This window comes from Milkweed yellows phytoplasma str. MW1, from assembly GCF_000309485.1.
Taxonomy (GTDB): Bacteria; Bacillota_I; Bacilli_A; order Acholeplasmatales; family Acholeplasmataceae; genus Phytoplasma.
The window spans coordinates 1-17092 of sequence record NZ_AKIL01000133.1 but is presented as its reverse complement, the minus strand read 5'-3'; the positions used below and the strand labels follow the sequence as shown (position 1 = coordinate 17092).

At 31.0% G+C, this 17092-nt stretch carries 12 protein-coding genes; 10 read left to right on the top strand and 2 right to left on the bottom strand.

Annotated features, from left to right (window positions below; genetic code table 11):
* Positions 1 to 35 precede the first annotated feature (35 nt).
* The 10 genes from rplK (at position 36) to tuf (ending at position 14837) form a co-directional block, all read left to right on the top strand.
* A complete protein-coding gene (gene rplK / locus RI76_RS02350; RefSeq protein WP_017192545.1) occupies positions 36 to 461 on the top strand; it encodes a 50S ribosomal protein L11 in 426 nt (141 codons plus the stop codon).
* A 96-nt stretch (positions 462 to 557) separates the two neighbouring features.
* A complete protein-coding gene (gene rplA, locus RI76_RS02345; RefSeq protein ID WP_017192544.1) occupies positions 558 to 1247 on the top strand; it encodes a 50S ribosomal protein L1 in 690 nt (229 codons plus the stop codon).
* Between the two features lie 58 nt (positions 1248 to 1305).
* The gene (rplJ, locus tag RI76_RS02340; RefSeq protein ID WP_017192543.1) at positions 1306 to 1803 is read left to right on the top strand and encodes a 50S ribosomal protein L10; all 498 of its coding nucleotides are present in this window, start codon (positions 1306 to 1308) and stop codon (positions 1801 to 1803) included.
* Positions 1804 to 1850: 47 nt separating this feature from the next.
* Positions 1851 to 2228, top strand: a complete 378-nt coding sequence (gene rplL / locus RI76_RS02335; protein WP_017192542.1) for a 50S ribosomal protein L7/L12 — start codon at positions 1851 to 1853, stop codon at positions 2226 to 2228.
* Positions 2229 to 2392: 164 nt separating this feature from the next.
* Positions 2393 to 6136: a DNA-directed RNA polymerase subunit beta gene (locus RI76_RS02330; protein ID WP_026072057.1), complete on the top strand. Its 3744-nt coding sequence runs from the start codon at positions 2393 to 2395 to the stop codon at positions 6134 to 6136.
* Positions 6117 to 10436 (top strand): DNA-directed RNA polymerase subunit beta', encoded by a 4320-nt coding sequence (rpoC, locus tag RI76_RS02325; protein ID WP_017192540.1) that lies wholly within the window; start codon positions 6117 to 6119, stop codon positions 10434 to 10436. The genes RI76_RS02330 and rpoC overlap by 20 nt, the downstream gene beginning before the upstream one ends.
* 127 nt (positions 10437 to 10563) lie before the next feature.
* Positions 10564 to 10983 carry a 30S ribosomal protein S12 gene (rpsL, locus tag RI76_RS02320; RefSeq protein WP_017192539.1) on the top strand — a complete coding sequence of 140 codons (420 nt, stop codon included), beginning with the start codon at positions 10564 to 10566 and terminating at the stop codon, positions 10981 to 10983.
* A 62-nt stretch (positions 10984 to 11045) separates the two neighbouring features.
* Entirely contained in the window at positions 11046 to 11516 is a 471-nt protein-coding gene (gene rpsG, locus RI76_RS02315) for a 30S ribosomal protein S7 (RefSeq protein ID WP_017192538.1), read from the top strand.
* A gap of 27 nt (positions 11517 to 11543) precedes the next feature.
* Positions 11544 to 13625, top strand: coding sequence for an elongation factor G (fusA, locus tag RI76_RS02310; RefSeq protein ID WP_017192537.1), 2082 nt, complete (start codon positions 11544 to 11546; stop codon positions 13623 to 13625).
* A 27-nt stretch (positions 13626 to 13652) separates the two neighbouring features.
* Positions 13653 to 14837, top strand: coding sequence for an elongation factor Tu (tuf, locus tag RI76_RS02305; RefSeq protein ID WP_017192536.1), 1185 nt, complete (start codon positions 13653 to 13655; stop codon positions 14835 to 14837).
* Positions 14838 to 15309: 472 nt separating this feature from the next.
* Here tuf and RI76_RS03415 read toward each other — a convergent pair whose 3' ends face one another.
* Complete coding sequence (locus RI76_RS03415) at positions 15310 to 15507, bottom strand: N-6 DNA methylase (RefSeq protein WP_083857334.1); 198 nt, start codon at positions 15505 to 15507, stop codon at positions 15310 to 15312.
* Positions 15508 to 15930: 423 nt separating this feature from the next.
* Complete coding sequence (locus RI76_RS02300) at positions 15931 to 16893, bottom strand: IS3 family transposase (protein ID WP_017192535.1); 963 nt, start codon at positions 16891 to 16893, stop codon at positions 15931 to 15933.
* Between the last annotated feature and the right edge of the window lie 199 nt (positions 16894 to 17092).

Here is a 17092-nt window from a genome sequence, read left to right as displayed (position 1 = left end):
TCCCTACACGACGCTCTTCCGATCTTACATATAAAATGGCTAAAAAAGTTGTAAAAACTGTAAAACTTCAAATTCCTGCAGGGAAAGCGAATCCAGCTCCGCCAGTAGGTCCAGCTTTAGGTCAGGCTCAAGTAAATATTCCGTCTTTTTGTTCCAAGTTTAACGAAGCAACTAAAGATCAAATGGGTTTTGTTATTCCAGTGATTATTTCTGTTTACGATGATAGAAGTTTCACTTTTGTTACTAAAACTCCGCCAGCTAGTGATCTTTTAAAAAAAGCTGCTAATATCCAAAAAGGCTCTGCTAATGCTAGCAAAAGTAAAGTAGCAACCATTAAATACCAACAAATAGAAGAAATCGCTAAATTAAAAATGTCTGATTTAAATGCTTATACAGTTGACAGTGCTTGTAAAATAATAGAAGGTACTGCGCTTAATATGGGTATTGTAGTTGAAAAATAATTTGTTTCCCCTATTAGTGAAAACAAATTATTTTTAATGATTTTATTTTGAATAACGTCCTAGAAAGGTTTTAAATTTTACACAGGTTTTTTAAATATGAAAAGAAGTAAGAAATATTTAGCCATGCGTCAAATGATAGATTCTAAGAAATCTTATTCAGTTTCGCAAGCAGTTGATTTAGTTCAACAAACTCAATTAGTTAAATTTGATTCCACTGTTGAATGTGTTTTTTCTTTAAACCTTGACCCTAAAAAAGCAGAACAAAATATGCGCGGTGCTTTAGTATTGCCTCATGGTAGCGGTAAAAAGCTAAAAGTAGCTGTTCTAGCTAAAGGGATGAAAGTTAAAGAAGCTGAAGAAGCTGGTGCTGATATAGTAGGAGACCAAGAATTAGTGAATAAAATCGCTAAAAATTGGTTAGATTTTGATGTTTTAATTGCTACTCCTGAAATGATGCCAAGTGTGTCCAAATTAGGACGTGTTTTAGGTCCTAAAGGTTTAATGCCTAACCCTAAATTAGGGACAGTTACAGACAACTTAGCTCCTTTGATTAAAGATATTAAAAAAGGGAGAATAGAATATAGAGTTGATAAAAATGGTAATTTACACACTATTTTAGGAAAAACTTCTTTTAGTAAAGAACAATTATTGGAAAACGCTCAGTTTTTATACGAACATATAACTTCTGTGCGACCTAAAACAGTAAAAGGTAATTTTATCAAATCCATGACTCTTTCTTCTACGATGGCTCCTGGTGTTAGAGTTGATCATACTTTAATGAGTTAAAAAAACTTTTTTGAAAAAATATTTGTAGTCTACGATATATACAAATAAATAGAAAGGGATGAAAAAAGATATGTTAAGACCTGTTATCGAACATAAAATAGAAAACGTTAACGCTTTAACGGAAAAAATAAATAAATCTAAATTAGTGGTTTTATTTGAATATAAAGGTCTTAAAGTGAGTGATTTTACTCAATTAAGAGTACAATTAAGAGAATTTGGAAGCAATATCAAATTATATTCTAATAACATCATTAAAAGAACTTTTACTTCTGTTGATCATCAAGATTTAACTGATTTTAAAAACTCAAAAGCTTTATTATTTAGCGAAGATGACTTAATTTCACCGTTAAAGGTTTTATATGATTTTTCTAAAACAAATAAATTTGTTAAAATTTCTTCTGGACTTGTTGAAAATAAAATATATTCAGTCGAAATGATGCATGAGTTAGCTACTTTGCCTTCAAGAGAAGCATTGTTAACTATGTTAGCTTCAGGTATGTTAATGCCTTTAAAAGAATTATCCGTTGGATTAGATATTTTATCTAAAAAAGAATAATAAATATAAAATTGTTAAAATGATAACAAAAGAGAGGAATCAAACAAATGGCTAAATTAACTAAAGAGGTTTTTATTGAATCTTTAAAAGGGATGTCTTTATTAGAAATTAAAGAATTAGTAGATGGATTAAAAGAAGAGTTCGGAATTGATCCTTCTGCTTCATTAGTTGTAGCTGGTAATGGTGCTGACTCGGCTGCTGCAGTCGAAGAACAAACAGAATTCCAAGTTATTTTGAAAAACTTTGGTTCTAGCAAATTAGCTGTTATTAAAGCTATCCGTGAAATTACAAGTTTAGGATTAGCAGAAGCTAAAAAATTAACTGAAACACCTGATGCTGTTGTTAAAGAAAGTGTTAGCAAAGATGAAGCGGAAGAGATTAAAACTAAATTAGAAGAATTGGGCGCTAAAGTAGAATTAAAATAATATTCGTTAAAAAATATTATTAGTAAAAAACCTGAGAAAAAAATCTTAGGTTTTTTATTGTCTTTTGACTTATATTTTTTTTATCAGATAAAAGGATTATTTTAAGGATTTGATTTTATCTATTTTCTTTCGAAAAATGAATAAATGATGTATTGGAGTAAAAAATGAGCAGATATCACAACGTTAAATATGGTAATAAAGTAGAACGACGCAACTATTCGAAAATGAAATATGACTTTCCTTTGCCTAATTTAATAGAAATTCAAAAGAATTCATTTAAAAAATTCTTAGAATCAGGTATTAAATCGGCTTTAGAAGATATTTTTCCCATCGAAAGTTATAATGGTGATTTAAAATTACATTTTGAAGATTTTTTTTTAGAAAAGCCAAAATTCGATATTAAAGAATCTAAAAACAGAGATTTCACTTATTCATCTGAATTGTTCGTCCACGTTAAATTAGAAAATGTTTTAACTAAAGAAGTGAAAAGATCACGTATCTTAATGACTGATTTGCCTTTAATCACTCCTTCAGGAACTTTTGTTATCAACGGGACTGAAAGAGTTGTTGTGGCGCAAATCATTCGTTCTTCTGGGGCTTATTTTTCTCAAAAATTTGACAATAAAACGAATAAAATGCTTTTTTTAGGTCAAATCATCCCTACTAGGGGAGCTTGGATAGAATTCGAACAAAGTAATAAAGATTTTTTATATGCTAAATTAGATCGTTCTAAAAAAATACCTTTAACTAAATTCATTCATACTTTAGGATTTAATTCGAGAGAAGAAATTGAAAATGTTTTTGGAAAAAACGAATTATTGGATTTAAGTTTTCAAAAAGACGAAGAATCTAATTCTAGTGATGCTATCGTGGAACTTTATTCAAAATTACATCAAGGGGAAAAAGTGCCTGCCAATGCAGCGAGAGAGTTCGTTAGAACGCGTTTATTCGATCGTAAAAAATACGATCTATCTTCTGTAGGTAGATATAAAATCAATAAAAAATTAGATGTTCTAAATAGAGTAGAAAACACTTTTTTAGCAAAAGATTTAAAAGATATAGATACTAATGAGATTTTATTTCCTACAGGCACTCTTTTAACGCGTGATATCATCGAACAATTAAGACAAAAACGTCAATATTTACGTAAGGAATTGGTTAATTCTGAATATCATTTAGAAAACGAAATGACTAACGAATCCGCCATGACTTATAGAAAAAGCGAAACGGATGACAACTTATATGTTAAAGATAATATTTCTAATTTCCAGACAGGTGAAATATTAATTGAAGCTGATTCTATATTAAATGAGGAATTTATCGCTATTATAGAAGCGAATAAAGAAACGATTGATGAAAAAATAGTTAAATTCTTTTTAGAAGGTCAAAACGTTGAAAAAAAAGAAAACGACGTTAAAAAAGTTTTTAACGAAGTTTTAGAAGTTTATTTTTTAGACGACAAAGAAAACAAAACTTTTGTGAAAATAATTGGCAATAACCAAGAAGAAAGATCAGAAAACATCGTTTTATCTGATATTATCGCTAGCATTAGTTATTACTTAAACTTGTATATGAATATCGGACATGTTGATGATATCGATTATTTAGGAAACAGAAGATTAAGATTAATAGATGAATTGTTAAAAAATCAATTCCGTATTGGCTTGACTAGATCAGAAAAAAACATTAAAGACCGTATGTCAATTAGTAAATTCGAATCTATCGCTCCTGGAGGGTTAGTTAACTTTTCTTCGCTTTCTATTGTTTTAAAAACTTTTTTTGGTAGTTCGCGTTTATCTCACTTTATGGATCAAATTAATCCTTTAGCCGAGTTAACCCAAAAAAGAAGAATTTCTGCTTTAGGAACGGACGGTATAGATCGTGACCGCGCTGGGGTTGAAGTAAGGGATGTTCATAACTCTTATTACGGACGTTTATGTCCGATTGAAACTCCTGAGGGGCCTTCTATCGGTTTAATTTCTTCTTTATCAACTTACGCCCAAGTAGATAAATACGGTTTTATTAAAACTCCTTTCTTTAGAGTTAAGCATGAAAACGGTGTTTCTCACGTAACTCAAGAATACGATTATTTAACAGCTATTCAAGAGGAAGAGCAAATCATTGCTTCAGCTTCTACACCTTTAGATGAAAATAACAATTTTAAAACTTTAAAAGCGATCGCAAGAAGAAACGGTGAAACAGGATTATTTGATGCTAATAAGATTACTTATATGGATGTTTCTCCGAAACAAATAGTTTCTGTAGCAACTTCTTCTATTCCTTTTTTAGAACATGATGATGCTTCTAGAGCTTTGATGGGCGCTAACATGCAACGCCAAGCGTTACCTTTATTAATTCCTAGATCTCCGATTGTTGCTACTGGCATTGAATACAGAATCGCCAAAGATTCAGGTTGCTTAATTGTGGCTGAAGAAAGTGGTATTGTGAAATACGTTGATGCTAAAAAAATAGTGATTAAAGAAGAATCAGGACAAGAACGTTCTTATGAATTAACGACTTTTGTTAAATCCAACCAAGATACTTTAATTTTACATAAACCTATCGTGGTTAGAGGCGAATATATTAAAAAAGGCAATCTTATCGTAGATGGTCCTTCAACTTACCAAGGTGAATTAGCTTTAGGTAGAAATGTAACGGTAGCTTTCATGACGTGGCACGGTTATAATTATGAAGATGCAATTATTATGTCTGAAAATTTAGTGCAAAACGATGTTTATACTTCTATTCATATTAACAAATACGAAATTCAAACTAGAGAATTGAAAAAAGGTTCTGGTAAAGAAGAAATCACTCGTGAAGTGCCCAACGTTAGCGCTGAAGCGGTTAAAAATTTAGACGAAAGAGGAATTATTATTCCTGGTTCTGAAGTGAAAGAGGGCGATATTTTAGTAGGTAAAATAATTCCTCAAGGAATTTTTGAACCGACGCCTTACGAAAAATTAATTCAAACGGTTATTGGAGAAAAAGCACGTGATTACAAAGATGCTTCTTTAAGATATCCTTGTGGAGATGGCGGTATTGTTCAAAGTGTACAATATTTTTCTATTAAAAATGGCGATCCTATTGCCAAACCAGGTGTGAACGAAATTGTCCGTATTTTTATTGCTAAAAAAAGAAAAATCAATGTCGGTGATAAAATGGCGGGATTACACGGAAATAAAGGGGTAATTTCCTTGATTTTACCTAAAGAAGATCTTCCTTATATGGCCGACGGTACTCCGATTGATATTATTTTAAATCCTTTAGGCGTGCCAAGTCGTATGAATATTGGGCAAATTTTAGAGATGCATTTAGGTATGGCAGCTAAAAAATTAAACATTAAAGTAGTAACACCTATTTTTGATGGCGTTAATAACCAAGATTTACAAAATATCATGGAAGAAGCTAATTTATCGCCTGATGGTAAAATGACTTTATACGACGGAAGAACAGGAGAACCTTATGATAATCCTGTGTCTGTAGGATCATTATATATGATTAAGTTATCTCATATGATCGATGATAAACTGCATGCTCGAAACGTAGGACCTTATACTTTGATAACTCAACAACCTATGGGCGGCAAAGCCCAAAACGGAGGACAAAGGTTTGGCGAGATGGAGGTTTGGAGTTTATATGCTTATGGTGCTGCTCACACTTTACAAGAAATTTTAACTGTGAAAAGTGATGATATTATCGGACGTAATAAAACCTATAATTCTATTACCAACGGATTACCGCTGCCAAAACCTTCTATTCCTGAAAGTTTTAGAGTTTTTTCAAAAGAATTACAATCTTTAGGTTTGCATGTGGAATTAATTAAATCTGACACTAAAGAGAACAAAGTTAATCATTCTTTAGTTAATAATAGTAAGGAAAAAAATATCAATGATAAATTTAAATGTTAAAATTGAAGAACTTTCTCTTTCGAAAAAAACTATTGAAGCGTTAAAATTAATCGGTGTTACTTCGTTATCTGATTTTAACAATTACACTTTAAAAGACCTCCACACTTTATTGCCACAAGAATTTTTATTTGAAACGATATTAATTTTAAAAGAGCACTATTTGCCTGAATCTTTAGAAAATTTAAATTTAAATCCAGATATTATTGAAGTTTTACATAGTAATAAAATTATGGATTGTCGTTCTTTAATTCAAACTAATAAATCCATGTTATTGCAGTTATTTCAAGACAAACAGGCTTGTTTAGAAGAAATTGAGTTAGTGTTTAGTTTATATAATGATGATTTTAACGATGATGAAGATGATGATTTAGAAGATATTGATTTTAGTGAAGATGATTTAGAAGAGGAAGAAGATTACGAACTAAATATCAAAAAAGAATTAGATGAAAATTTCAATCCTTTTTTAAATGAAGAAACCGCTTTAACAGATGTGGTCTCTTCTGGTTCTAAAAGCTCTTCTTCGGTTACTTTTAGTGTAGAAGATCAAACTGACTTTAAATCACAAAAAGAATACGGCAGTAGAGAATACGAATATTTTAAAATTCGTTTAGCTTCTCCTCATGAAATTAGACAATGGTCTTATGGAGAAATTGTTAATTACGAAACTATTAATTATCGTACGGCTAAACCGGAATTCGGTGGCTTATTTTGTCCGAAAATCTTTGGTCCTGTAAAAGATTTACAATGCGCTTGTGCCAAAAAACAAACCTTAAAAAAAGGTCAAATTTGTTCACGTTGTGGTATTGAAATTACCGAACAAAAAGTAAGACGTGAAAGAATGGGACATATTGAATTAGCAGCTCCTATCGTTCATACTTGGTATGTTAATAGTTTGCCAAGTAGATTAGCGATTTTATTAGGTATTAAAGCTAAAGAATTATCCGAAATCGTTTATTATGTTTCTTATATCGTTCTTGATCCAGGTAAAACTAATTTAGAAAAAAGACAAATTATTACAGAATTACAATATAGCCAATATTTAGAACTGTTTGGTAATGGATTTACCGCTTTAACCGGGGCAGAAGCGATTAAAAAATTATTAGAAGAACTTGATTTAGAGGAAAGTGTTGCAGAATTAAGAAAAATGTTGAAACAAGTCTCTAAACAAAAAAGAGATGTAATTATTAAAAGATTAGAAATTATCGAATCTTTCAGTAAATCTGATAATAAACCAGAATGGATGGTAATGGATGTTATTCCTGTTCTGCCTTCTGATTTAAGACCTATTGTTCCTTTAGATGGTGGACGTTTTGCAACGACCGATACTAATGATTTATACAGAAGAATTTTAAACCGTAATAATCGTTTGAAAAAACAAATTATTCAAAAAGCGCCAAGATTAATTATTAAAAACGAAAAAAGACTACTTCAAGAAGCGGTTGATGCTTTGTTTGATAATGTAAAAGTAAGTAAAAAAAATACTTCTAATGTGGAGAGAAACCGTCATTTGAAATCTTTATCCGAAATGTTGAGAGGGAAACAAGGGCGTTTCCGTCAAAATCTTTTAGGAAAAAGAGTGGATTATTCAGGTCGTTCAGTTATTATTGTTGGTCCTGATTTAAAAATCCACCAATGTGGTATTCCGAGACAAATGGCAGTCATTTTATTTAAACCTTTTATTTTAAACAAATTGCAAGAAGCTAAAGGAGTTGATAAAAAAAGCGCTAATTTGTTGTATGAAAAAATGAATGAATATGTTTGGAGCGTTTTAGAAGAAGTTGTTAAAGAACATCCGGTTTTATTAAACAGAGCTCCAACTTTACACCGTTTAGGAATACAAGCTTTTGAACCGAAGTTAATCGATGGTAAAGCAATTAGATTACATCCTTTAGTAACGCCAGCTTTTAATGCGGATTTTGATGGCGATCAAATGGCAGTTTATGTTCCTCTTTCTTTAGAAGCTCAAGCTGAAGCACGTTTATTAATGTTAGTGTCTAATAATATTTTAGACCCTAAAAACGGTAGCCCAGTTTTATCTCCTTCTCAAGATATGGTTTTAGGCAATTATTATTTAACTATTGAAGAGGTTAAAAATCGTACAGTAAAAGGTGTTAATCCTGAAAAACTGAATGAAGAACATCAATTAAAACACCGTAATGAAGGAAAATTATTTTATGATTTAAAAGAAGCTGAATTGGCTTTCCATAATAAAGTAATTTCTTTACATACAAGAATTTTAGTAAAAACATCTAATATTGACTCTTATTTCTCCGAAACGCAAAAAGACAAGTATTTGGTTACAACTTTAGGGAAAATGATTTTTAACAATATTTTACCTAATGATTTTCCCTATGTTCAAGAACCTTCTTTATACAATTTAGAAGTAAGAACGCCAGATGTTTATTTCATTCCTAGAGGTGTTAATCCTTCCGATTATTTAACTAATATTAAACCACCTGAACCTTTCAAAAAAAAATTCCTTTCTATGGTAATTGACCAAGTATTTAAGAAAAGTAATATTACCGAAACTTCCAAAATGTTAGATGATATTAAAAACTTAGGTTTTAAATACTCTACAATGGGAGGGATTACTATTTCTCATTCAGATATTAACGTTTATTCTGAAAAAGAGGCTTTAATCGGCCAAGTAGAAAATAAAATTTTAGAAATAGAAAAATTTTATGATAAAGGTTTCTTGACTGTTTCAGAAAAAAAAGGCTTAGTAATTCAAGAATGGAAAAATGTTCGTGACGTGATCCAAGAAGGGTTAATGCAAGAATTCCACCAAGATAATCATTTATACATGATTAGCGATAGTGGAGCTCGTGGTAATGCTTCTAACTTCTCTCAGTTATCTGGGATGAGAGGATTAATGAATAGTCCAAAAGGAGAAGTATTAGAAATTCCTGTTAAAAGTTCTTTCAAAGAAGGGTTAACAGTGCATGAATTCTTTATTTCTACTCACGGAGCTCGTAAAGTTTCGACTGATACAGCTTTAAAAACAGCTGAATCCGGTTATTTAACTAGAAGATTGGTGGATGTAGCTCAAGATATCATTATTATCAAAGAAGATTGTGGCAGCGACAAGGGCTTTAGCGTAGAAGCTATTACAAGAGACGAAAAAGAAATCATTTCTTTACCAGAAAGAATTTTTGGCCGTTTTACTTCAGAAGATATTATTCATCCAGAAACACAAGAAGTTATTTTAGCTAAAAACAAAATTATCACAAGAGAAATCATTAAAGTTATTTTAGAAGCTAATATCACTAAAGTTAAAATCAGAAGCGTTCTAACGTGTAATTGTGAATACGGTATTTGCACTAAATGTTATGGTTTAAATTTAGCGACTAATAAAAGTGTAGAAATAGGTGAAGCAGTTGGTGTAGTAGCGGCTCAATCTATTGGCGAACCAGGTACGCAGTTAACGATGAGGACCTTCCATACTGGTGGAGTTCTTTCGGTAGCAGATATTACGCAAGGTTTGCCGAGAATTCAAGAATTATTTGAAGCGAGAAAGCCAAAAGGCAAAGCTATTATTAGTGAATACGACGGTATGGTTAGAGACGTGAAAAACATTACTTCTTATTCTTACGAAATTATTATTGTTCCTGATAACAATCCGAACGAAGAATATATTTACACTGTTGATGGTAATGTGGATGTTATAGTGCAGAAAAATATGCATGTTGAAGCGGGACAAAGGTTAACTTCTGGTTCGGTTGATTTAAGAGAAATGTTAAGAGTAAGTAGTGTGAAAAAAACACAAAAATACATTTTAGAAGAAGTGCAAAAAGTTTATCAATCTCAAAGTGTTAATATTAGTGATAAACACATTGAGATTATCGTTCACCAAATGTTTAAACAAGTCTTAATTATCTCTGAAGGTGATACTCATTTCTTACCGGGATTAGAAGAAGTCTCCATTAAAGAATTCAAACGAGTTAACGCCGAGATAATTAAACAAAACAAAACTTTAGCCGTAGGACGGCCGGTGTTATTAGGGATTACGAGAGCTTCGTTGAAAAGTGATTCTTTGCTTTCAGCAGCCTCTTTCCAAGAAACAACTAAAATTTTAATCGATGCAGCTATTAGAGGTCAAAAAGATAATTTATACGGGCTGAAAGAAAACGTTATCGTTGGTGGTTTGATTCCGGCGGGAACAGGTATTTTGGAAACATCTTATTTTGAGTACCCAATTCGCCAAGAGGTTAACCTAGAGGTTGAGTCAGACAATCTGGAAGAAAACCTTGAAGTAAAAACTCTTGAAGAGGAAAAAACATTACCAGAAGAAAGTATTTAATAAAAAAAGGTATATTTTTCAAAAATAAAGTATAAAAAATATTGACTTTTATCATAAAAAAAGATAAAATAAGTTGTCTTATATTTATACTTTATAAAAAAAATAAAAAAAGGGGATTCATTTCGCGATGCCTACTGTTTCACAATTAATTAAAAAAAGAAGAAGCGATAAAGTTTCTAAATCTAAATCGCCTGCTTTAGGGTTTAGTTATAATAATTTAAAGAAAAAAACTAAAAACTACAATTCGCCTCAAAAATCAGGTGTTTGTATTAAAGTTTCTACTATGACGCCAAAAAAACCTAACTCCGCTTTAAGAAAGTTCGCTAGAGTACGTTTAAGTAATGGTTCTGAGGTAACAGCTTATATTCCTGGAGTAGGTCATTCTTTACAAGAACATAGTACTGTTTTAGTACGTGGAGGAAGAGTGAAAGATTTACCTGGTGTACGTTATCACATTGTAAGAGGAGCTTTGGATGCTACTGGTGTAGCTAATAGAAAACAAAGCCGTTCTAAATATGGATCTAAAAGAGTTGTAGCTAAAAAATAAGCATTATTTTGATTAAAAAAATGTTCAGATAAAAAAATAACGAAAGAAATAAAGGTACATATATGTCTCGTAAAAGAAGTGCTCGAAAAAGAGAAGTTTCACCAGATCCAATTTATAATTCTAAATTAGTAACTAAAATTATTAATACGATTATGAAAAGTGGTAAAAAAGGAACAGCTCAATCTATTTTATACGGTGCATTAGATCGTGTAAAAGAAATGACTCAGAGAGAACCGATTGATGTTTTCAATGAAGCTTTAAATAATATTATGCCTATTTTAGAAGTACGTACACGTACAATAGGAAGCCAAAACTATCAAGTTCCTTCAGAGGTTCGTGCAGAAAGACGTCAATCTTTAGGTTTAAGATGGTTAATTCAATATGCTCAAAAACGTAGTGAAAAAACTATGGAAGAAAAACTAGCTAAGGAAATAGTTGAAGCCGCTTCTGGCACTGGTTTATCAGTGAAAAAAAGAGAAGATACGCATCGTATGGCTGAAGCTAATAAAGCTTTCGCTCATTATCGTTGGTAATCGGAATAAGTAAGGAAAATTATACTAATGGGACGTCAATTTAAACTAGAAAAAATTCGTAATATCGGTATTATGGCTCATATTGATGCTGGTAAAACAACAACAACTGAAAGAATATTATTTCATACAGGTAAGATTCATAAAATAGGCGAAACACACGATGGTGCTTCGCAAATGGACTGGATGGCACAAGAACAAGAAAGAGGAATTACTATTACCTCTGCTGCTACAACAACTTTTTGGAAAGATCATCAAATTCAAATAATTGATACTCCGGGACACGTTGATTTTACAGTGGAAGTTTCTCGTTCTTTAAGAGTTTTAGATGGTGCAATAGTGGTAATTGATGCTCAAGCAGGAGTGGAACCGCAAACAGAAACAGTTTGGCGCCAAGCGACTGAATATAAAGTGCCAAGAATTATTTTCGTTAATAAAATGGATAAAGTGGGAGCTGATTATGCTTACGCTATTGACACTTTGAAAAAACGCTTAGGCGTAAAAGCTTGTGCTATCCAATGGCCTATCGGTAAAGAAAATAATTTCACCGGTTTAATCGATTTAATCGAGATGAAAGCTTTCGAATATGACGGTTCACCGTCAGAAAACGCTAAAGAAATAGAAATACCTGAATATTTGAAAGAAACCGCTTTATTAAAAAGAGAAGAATTAATTGAAACTTTAGCAGATTTTGATGATGAATTAATGACAATGTTTTTTGATGAACAAAAAATTACAACAGACATGTTAAAAAGAATCATCAGAAAAGCGACTTTAGATGTTAAATTCTTCCCTGTTTTATGCGGTTCTGCTTTTAAAAATAAAGGTATTTTAAAAACTTTAGACGCTGTTATTGATTATTTACCTTCTCCGTCTGATGTTCCTTCTATTACTGGTAAAGATGCTGATGGTAACGAAATAGTTCGTAAAACTTCTGATGACGAACCTTTCACAGCTTTAGCTTTTAAAATTATGACTGATCCTTTTGTAGGACGTTTAACTTTTTTAAGAGTCTATTCGGGCACCGTTAAAACAGGAACTTATATTAAGAATACTGTGAAAAACGTGAAAGAACGTGTAGGACGTTTGTTGCAAATGCACGCTAATGATAGAGAAGAGATTCAAGAAGCTAATGCTGGTGATATTGTGGCTGTAGTAGGATTGAAAAATACTATTACAGGACACACTTTAACAGCTGAAAATGATTTTGTAATCTTAGAATCAATGAATTTCCCTGAGCCAGTTATTGAGATCGCAGTTGAACCAAAAACTAAAAATGATCAAGATAAAATTGTTTTTGCTTTAGGAAAATTAGCAGAAGAAGATCCAACTTTTAAAGTTTATATTAACCACGAAACAGCTCAAACTATTATTGCTGGTATGGGTGAGCTTCATTTAGACATCATTATGGATCGTTTAAGAAGAGAATTCAAAATTCAAGCTAATGTAGCGCAACCTCAAGTTTCTTATCGTGAAACTTTAACTAAAGAAACGCAAACAGAAGGTAAATTCATTCGTCAATCTGGCGGACGTGGGCAATATGGACATGTTTGTATGACTTTTGAGCCAAACCCTGGTAAAGGGTTTGAGTTTGTTAATAAAATTGTGGGCGGCTCTGTTCCACGTGAATATATCCCTTCAGTTAAAAAAGGATTAGAAGAATCTTTATCTGGCGGTATTTTAGCCGGTTATCCTTTCATCGATGTTAAAGCAACTTTAACAGATGGTTCTTACCATGATGTCGATTCATCGGAGATAGCATTTAAAATTGCTGCTTCTATAGCTTTAAGAGAAACCAAAAACAATGGTGGTCTTGTTATTTTAGAACCTATTATGAATGTGGAAATCATAACACCGAATGAATATGTTGGTAATGTAATTGGCGATTTGACTTCCAGAAGAGGTAGATTAGAAACGCAAGAAAACCGTGGCAACACAATCGCGATTAAAGCTTTGGTACCTTTATCAGAAATGTTTGGTTACGCGACTAATTTGCGTTCCAACACTCAAGGTAGAGCCAATTTCGTAATGCAATTTGCTAAATATGAAAAAACACCAAAAAGTATTACGGAAAATATTATTAAAGAACGTAGTGAATTTATTAAAAAATAAAAAAATCAAAAAGGAGGCCTTAATAAAATGGCTACTAAAATTTTTAACAGAAATAAAACACACGTTAATGTAGGAACTATTGGTCATGTTGATCATGGTAAAACTACTTTAACAGCTGCAATTACTTCTTATTTATCTACAAAAGGATTAGCAAATAAACAAAGTTACGATCAAATAGATAAAGCGCCTGAAGAAAAAGAACGTGGTATCACTATTAGCACTTCTCACGTAGAATACGAAACAGAAAAAAGACACTATGCTCACGTAGATTGTCCTGGGCACGCCGATTACATTAAAAATATGATTACTGGTGCTGCTCAAATGGATGCTGGTATTTTAGTAATTTCTGCTGTTGACGGAATTATGCCCCAAACAGAAGAACATATCTTATTAGCTAAACAAGTAGGTGTTCCTAAATTATTAGTTTTCATCAACAAATGTGATGTTGTTGCTGATGAAGAACTTTTAGAGTTAGTAGAAATCGAAATTAGAGAATTATTAAACAAACATGGTTTTTTAGGCGACGAAGTTCCTATCGTTAGAGGATCTGCTTTAAAAGCGGTTGAAGATGACCCTAAATATTTAGAGAAAATCCAAGAATTACTTGACTTTTTAGATACTTACATAGAAGACCCAGTTCGTGAAATTAACAAACCTTTCTTAATGCCTATAGAAGATGTTTTCACTATTACAGGTAGAGGAACTGTTACTACTGGACGTGTCGAAAGAGGAATGTTGAAAGTTGGTGAAGAAGTAGAAATAGTTGGAATTAGAGAAACTAAAAAAGCTGTTGTTACAGGTTTAGAAATGTTTAGAAAATCTTTAGACACAGCGCAAGCTGGTGACAACGTAGGGGTTTTGTTACGTGGTGTTTCTCGTGAAGACGTAGAACGTGGACAAGTTTTAGTTAAGCCTGGCAGCGTTAAACCACATTCTAAATTCTTAGCGCAAATTTATGTTCTTACAGCTAAAGAAAACGGAAGAACTACTCCTTTCGGTACTAATTACCGTCCTCAATTCTACTTAAGAACTACTGACGTTACTGGTGTTATCGAATTACAAGATGATGTTAAAATTGTAATGCCTGGTGATTTAGCCGAAGTTACAGTTACTTTAATTAATCCAATAGCTATGGAAGAAGGAACTAAATTTTCTGTTCGCGAAGGCGGACGTACTGTTGGAGCAGGTTCGGTAATTAAAATTCTTGAATAATTTCGCCCCTTCTTAAAAAAAAGACTATCAAAGTCTTTTTTTATTTATACGGGGTTTTTTGCTAGTTCGTCTTTTTGAGGGTTAAAGATGAGTGCTTAATTCTTTCCTAAAAAAAGTTTATTTATGATAATTCAGCAGGAAATATGATAAAATAATAATAAATTGTATAATTAAAACTTTACATTATACTTTTTTATCAACTGAAAAAAAATTAGAAAAACAGAAATAAATAAGGAGATAAATATGTTTTTAAAAGGCTTTTTTTCATGAAATTATTGGCTTATTCTCGGATAGAAAGAGAAGGGCGTACGGGATAGCGCTTGGATAGAAGAAGAAAATCAAGAGTATAAAAGTGTCTTATGGAAATTAGCTTTCATTTTTTTTGGGATGATGATTGTGTGGTGCATGTTGATTATTTTTTTAATATTTTCTTCTGTTAAAACGTTTTTTTACCTTCTTTATTGAATTCTTTTTAAACGTCAATAAATAAAATACCACCCTTGTTTATACTGCATTTTTTAAATACTAAAATAGACGTCGAAATAGAAGTTCCGAAAAATAAATTAGCTGGTAAACCGATTACAGTGTCTAAATAATTTTTTTCTATTAAAGTTTTTCTAATTTCTAGTTCGCTACCACCGTGGAATAAAACGCCATGTGGTAAAACAATAGCTAAAACGTCATCTTCTGCTAAATTATGAACTCCTTATATATCAAGAAATGATTTATATAAATTTAGTGTTCGACTTGCTCCTAGTGCGCTGTTCCGTTTTTTTAGACAACTTTTGTCTCTAAAATTATTCTTTAAAACTTAAAATTAAGTGATAATTTCATATCTTTTCAAACTAACAAAGTATTTTCATTAGACGAAAAAAAGTGTCTAATATTTTTTTTATAATTTGCTAGTTTCAAAAGATATTTTTGCTAATATTTTAACCCTTCACTATATAGTTAGGTAAAAAAAATTAAAAACTCATATACAAAATGAAAAGAAAATGATTTTTATTATTAATAAGATCATTTTATTGTAAAAAAGGCGTAATAAAGATACCTTTTTTTAAAAGGTTTAATTAAAAAGATATTTGTAAATAATTTATCTTAAGTTTTGAGAATATTGAGAAGGAGATGAATAGTTTAATTTAGTTAATAACCATTTTTGATTCCAAAAATTAGGAAATTGGTTAATGATAGTTTTTATTTTTGTCATTGGTTTTTGGAATAAAAAAGGATGACGATTTTCTAGAATACTTTTCATTTGGCCGAATAAGTTTTCAATGACAGAGTTATCTCTAGGTGTTGCTTTACGAGACATACTAATAAGAAAACCTTTTTTTGTTAAAGTATGTTGGATTTTTAAAGATTGATAAACTGAACCTTGGTCTGAGTGGATAATACAAGTTTTTTTTGGTTTCGGCATTTTTTTGATAGTATTTAAAACTAAATCTTTATTTTGTTGCTTAGAAACATGAGAAGCGACTATTTGATTGTTAAAAGAGTCGATAATACAAGAAAAATATAAAAAACCTTGGGGAGTTTTGAAATAAGTGATGTCGGTAAATAGTTTTTGCATTGGTTCAGCGCTTTTAAAATCTTGATTAATTAAATTAGGAGCTATGTTTAAATTATCCTTTAAAGAACGATAATGATATTTATTTTTTTTGATTCTTAAACGACAACAAATCCCTTTTTCTTTCATGATGAGATAAACTTTTTTCTTATTGATGGTTTCATTAAAGATTTTTTGATATAAATGAGTGATTTTACTATGGCCAAATAAATATTCATGCATTTTACATAAAGATTCAATACGTTTTTGTTGTAAAAGATCTTTTTCTTCTTTTTCTTGGAGTTTATTTTTAACTTTCAACCAATAATAATAAGTACTTTTTTTAATTTGAATTGTTTTTAAAATGGTGGTTAAATTAAGAGTTCGATTGAATTGGTTAACTAAATGAAAAACAATCTTTTTATCAATTTTTTTAATTTTTTCAATAATGTTTTGTAATAATTTAATTTTTTGTTGTAGTTTGTCTATTTTTATGATTAAAATCCCCATTTACTTTTTTTATCTTTCTTTTATATGTTATCTATTATAACTCTAAAAGATTTTTTATTTAAAGAGATTTTGTTTGAAAATGTCATATCTTAAAAAAAGGGGGTTGTACGCAAATGGGGGTTCTTCTTTTTCTTTTTTTATTTGTCTTTATGATTTTGTTAGAGCTTCAGCACATTGATGTTTTTTTAATAACAACTAT